The sequence below is a fragment of the Nocardia jejuensis NBRC 103114 genome (assembly GCF_001613145.1).
In the GTDB taxonomy this organism is placed as follows: Bacteria; Actinomycetota; Actinomycetes; order Mycobacteriales; family Mycobacteriaceae; genus Nocardia; species Nocardia jejuensis.
Genome location: NZ_BDBU01000017.1, coordinates 1 through 4,865, shown reverse-complemented (window position 1 = coordinate 4,865; position 4,865 = coordinate 1). Strand labels below are relative to the sequence as shown.

Sequence of the window (4,865 nt, the reverse complement as noted above, 5' to 3'; positions counted from 1 at the left end):
CGAGAACTCCACGAACATGTGTGGTGTCGCCATCACGGTCACACCGCCGACCAGAGCCAGGTCGCATTCACCGGACCGCACCGCCTGCCCGGCCAGATGCAACGCCACCAGCGACGACGAACACGCCGTATCCACCGTGACGGCGGGACCCTCCAGACCCAGCGCATACGACACCCGACCCGAGGCCACGGCGCCGAACCCATCACTGTCCGGATAGTCGTGGTACATCAGGCCCGCGTAAACCCCTGTCGCACTTCCCTTCAAGCTCTCCGGTTCGATCCCGGCATCCTCGAGCGCCTCCCACGACACCTCCAGCAGCAGACGCTGCTGTGGATCCATCGATAGGGCTTCCTTGGGACTGATGCCGAAGAAGCCAGGGTCGAAATCAGCTGCCGCACTGAGAAATCCACCCGAGCGCGTATAGGATTTGCCGGCTTGTCCCGGCCTCGGGTCGTACAGACCACTCACATCCCACCCACGATCGAGCGGGAACTCACCCACGACATCGACTCCGCGGTCCACCACCGACCACAGATCCGACGGTGAATCGGTCCCACCCGGGTATCGGCACGCCATACCGACTATCACCAGCGTCTCCTCGACGGTCGAGGTGGACGGGAGCACCCGGCTCGGAGCCGGACTCGGCGCGGCGCCCGATTCGGCGAGCAGATGGCGTGTCAGCGCCTCAGCCGTCGGATAGTCGAAAATCAGGCTGGACAGAAGTCGCAGGCCGGTCGCGGCGACGAGAGCGTTACGGAACTGCAGTGCCGCGAGCGAGTCGAAACCCAATTCCTTGAAGGCGCGGCCGGGGTCGATCGCCGTACCGGCGTCATGGCCCAGCACCGCCGCCGCCTGTGTGCGCACCAGGTCGAGCACGACCTCGTACCGCCGCTCGGCGCTCAGGGGTGCGATCCGATCCCACAGTCCGTCGAGGTACTCCGATTCCACGGCGGCCGCGATGCGGCGGACTTCGCGGACCAGCCCGGACAGCATCGGCGACAGCCGATCGTTCTCGGCGGCGCTACGCAATGCCGCACGATCCATGCGAGCGGCCACGAGCAGTGGCTGCCCGCTCGCCAGGCCGGCATCCCACAGCGCCAGACCGTGACGTGTCGAGAGCGCGGCAACGCCTTCACGTCGCATACGAGCCACCGCGGCGGCATCGAGATGACCGGTCATACCGGTGGCGCGATCCCACAGCCCCCAGGCCAAGGACACGCCCGCCAATCCTCGTGCGCGGCGGTAGGAGACCACACCGTCGAGGAAGCGATTACCCGCCGCATAGTTGGATTGCCCAGCCATGCCCACAGTTCCGACGATCGAGGAGAACACCGCGAACAATGCGAGATCCAGGCCCTCGGTCGCCTCGTGCAGATTCCAGCCGCCATCGACCTTGGGGGCCATGACGGCCCGCAGGCGCTCGGGAGTCAAAGATTCGATCACGCCGTCGTCGATGACGCCGGCGGCGTGCACCACGCCGGTGAGGCGACCCGTGGTCGTGATCCCGGAAACCAGATCCCGCACCGCGACCCGGTCGGTGATGTCACACGCCACGACTCGCACCCGGGCTCCCGCCGAACGCAATTCGTCCACCACCGCCTCCGCGTTCGGAGCGTCGGGCCCGCGCCGACTGGTCAGCACCAGGTCCCGCACACCGTGCGCCTCGACCAGGTGCCGGGCAACCAGCGCGCCGAGGCCACCGGTTCCACCCGAGACGAGCACGGTCCCCACGGCGAGATCGAGGTCGCTGACGCCGGTTTCGGCGCCGCTGAACTCGACTCTGGCCAGCCGGGGCAGCAGTATTCGCTCCGCCCGCAACGCCAACTTCGACTCCCGGTCCGGAGCACCCCGCAGCACCTGGGCGATCGCGTCCTCGTCGAGATCGGAATCGCTGTCGAGCAACACGATCCGGCCCGGGTTCTCCGACTGCGCCGATGCCACCAGACCCCACACCGCCGCACCCGCGACGTCCGTCACCGAGGTATCGCCGGTGTCGACTGCGCCCCGCGTCACGATCACCGCACGTGCGTCGGCCGCGTGTTCACCGGACAACCAGGTCCGCAGGAAGTCCAGCACTCGCGCCGTACGTTCGTGCGCGTCGCAGACCACGTCGGGTGCAGACGGATCGGAGACCGATCGCACGACCGTCAGCTCGCGTGGCGCGGAGACCGGATTCGTACCGACTTCCGTTGTCCGCCAAAGCACCTGGTGCAGGCCATCGGGCGCAGTCGACAACGCCGCGTCACCGAGCGCTTCGGTCGATATCGGGCGCAGCACGAGCGATTCCACCGTCAAGACCGGCGCTCCCGAAACATCCCTCGCAAGGATCGACACGGTCTCCTCGCCGATGACGCGAATACGCACACGCAGCCGCGTCGCCTCCACTGCGTGGACGCGAACATCGGACCAGGTGAACGGCAGGCGCACGCGGTCGTCGGAGCCGGTGGTCGTCAGCACCGCGTGTAGCACCGCGTCGAGCAGCGCGGGGTGCACGCCGAATCCGGTCGCGTCGCCCTCGGGCAACGCCACCTCGGCACACACTTCGTCGCCGTCACGCCATACCCCGGCCAAACACTGGAACGCCGGCCCGTATTCGTAACCGCGACGCGCCAATTCCTCGTATATCGCGGCGATGTCGTGGGCTACCGCGCCGGCGGGCGGCCACGATGTCCGATCTACCCCGGGTCCTCGTGTGGCCACGGCGGCTGCGATCACCGCCTCGGCGTGCGCCGTCCAGGTCCCGGTGGGCTCGTCCCGCCCGTCGTCGAGGTCGCCGATATCAGGCCCGGAGTACACCCGCACCGCACGTCCACCCTCGGGGTCGGGCTCATCCACGACGATGCGCAGCCGAACGGCGTCCTCACGCAACAGCAACGGCGCGATGAGGGCAAGATCGCGAATCTCCGCACAACCCACGCGGTCGGCGACCGTGGCCACCAGCTCGAGGAAACCTGTGCCAGGGAACACCGTTCGGCCGGCGACCGCGTGATCTGCCAGCCACGGCATCGAATCCAGCGATACGCGTCCGGTCACGACCACGCGATCGGTGTCCGGGGCCTCGACCCATGCTCCCAGAAGCGGGTGTCCGATCGCGTGCACCCCGAGGGCTGCCGCATCGCTCTTGCGCTGCGGAGGCGACCAGAATCGGCGATGGTGAAATGCGTAGGGCGGCAGAGATATCCAGCGACCGCCACTGGCTCCGGCGACCGCCGACCAGTCGACAGGGCCGCCTGCGACGAACAGTTCGGCCGCCGAGGTCAGGAATCTCCGCAGACCACCGTCGTCTCGGCGCAAGGACTCCACGACCACGGTCGTCGAGTCGGACCTCGCGTCGAGAGTGTCCCCGATGCTGCCGGTGAGGACGGGGTGCGGGCTCGACTCCACGAAGACGCGGCACCCGGCCTCGAACGCGGCGGCAACGGCCTCCTCGAATCGCACCGTCTGCCGAAGGTTCGTGAACCAGTACCGCGCCGTCAGTCCCACCGTGTCCATCACCTGTCCGGTCACCGTCGACACGAACACCGGACCGCCCGGCGGCACTGTGCGTGGAGCGATCCCTGACAGCGCCTCGAGCACGGATTCCCGCAGGGGCAAGACCTGCTCGGAGTGTGATGCGTAGTCCACCGGAATCCGGCGCGCCCACACACCGTCGTGCTCACAGCGGGCCAGCAGCTCGACCGCCGCCCGCACGTCACCCGAAACCACGGTCGCCGCAGGGCCGTTCACCGCGGCGATGCTCAACGAGCTTCCCCACTCGGCGATCAGCTCTCGTACTTCGGCCGCCGGAACCGCGAGCGAGACCATCGCTCCCGAGCCGGCGATCGCCGTGATCGCGCGACTCCGACCCACCACCACTCGCACCGCATCCGGCAACGACAACGCACCCGCCACGTATGCCGCCGCGATCTCGCCCTGCGAATGACCGATCACCACGTCCGGACGGACACCGACCCACTCCCACAACCGCGCCAACGACGTCATCACCGCGAACAACACCGGCTGAACCACGTCCGCCCGTTCGAGATCGAAATCGGCGACAGCCCCCGACATCAATTCCAGCAACGACCAATCCACCAGCGCGGACAACGCCTCGTCCACCGCACCCATATGCTCGGCGAACACCGGAGAACTCCGCAGCAACTCCCGGCCCATTCCGACCCACTGCGAACCCTGACCCGGAAACACCAGCGCGGTCCGTTCACCGGACACCCGGACCATGCCCGCCACCACAGCGTCGACCGATTCACTTGACCCGGAGCCGATCGCCTTCAGACCCGCCAGCAATTGCTCGTGTTCGGTTCCGAGCACTACCGCCCGATGCTCGAACACCGAGCGCCGTGCCAGGGAAACGGCGACATCGGCGACCGCCCTATCCCCCACCGCACCGCGATCCATCAGTCTGTGCGCCTGAGCGGCAAGGGAGGCAGCGGATTTCGCGGACACCATCCACGGAACCAGCGGGGCCGCGGGAGCATTCGGCGGGTCGGCGCTTTCCGCCTCCATCGGCGCTTCTTCGAGGATGACATGGGCATTGGTTCCCGAGATCCCGAACGAGGACACCGCCGCACGCCGAGGGCGACCGTTACGCGGCCACTCACGCGCCTCGGTCAACAACTCCACCCGACCCGACGCCCAATCCACATGCGGCGACGGCTCATCCACATGCAACGTCGCAGGCATCCGCTCGAACCGCAACGCCTGCACCATCTTGATCACACCCGCCACACCCGCAGCCGCCTGCGTATGACCCATATTCGACTTGATCGAACCCAGACGCAGCGGCTCACCGTGCTCGCGCCGGCCATAGGTCGCCAGCAACGCTTGCGCCTCGATCGGATCACCGAGCCTGGTACCGGTGCCATGTG

Annotated in this window: 1 protein-coding gene; it reads right to left on the bottom strand. The window is 67.7% G+C overall.

Annotation, left to right across the window (positions count from 1 at the left end):
* The coding region (locus NJ1_RS13775) for a type I polyketide synthase (RefSeq protein WP_157573945.1) at window positions 1-4,865 on the bottom strand (4,865 nt) is incomplete at both ends.